The sequence below is a fragment of the Campylobacter sp. RM9328 genome (assembly GCF_012978615.1).
In genome coordinates this window covers 1-333 of the sequence record NZ_LIWF01000093.1, presented here as the reverse complement: position 1 = coordinate 333, position 333 = coordinate 1, and the positions used below count along the sequence as shown (strand labels likewise).

The following is a 333-nucleotide window of genomic DNA, read 5'->3' as shown; positions in this document are numbered from 1 at the left end:
ATCATAATACCCATCTTTAGTGGCATTATAAGCTATCTCACAAGCCCTTAAATCCAAAAAATCATCAGAATCTAAATTTAAAATATACTCCCCCGTTGCGGATTTAATCCCTTCGCATCTGGTTAAAAATAATCCCATATTTTGGCTATTTTTAATAATCTTTATTCTACTATCATTTTTAGCATACTCTTGGGCGATATCCATACTTTTATCACTGCCACAATCATCTACTATGATAATCTCTATATCTTTTAAACTTTGATTTATTGCTGAGTCTAAGCATTGGCTGATATATTTTTCTACATTATAAACTGGTATTATTATAGATATTTT

Annotated in this window: 1 protein-coding gene; it reads right to left on the bottom strand. The window is 29.4% G+C overall.

Features of this window, described 5'->3' with window-relative positions; genetic code table 11:
- Positions 1 to 333: glycosyltransferase family 2 protein (locus CCAL9328_RS10835; RefSeq protein WP_141080966.1), on the bottom strand; the 333-nt coding region annotated here is incomplete at both ends.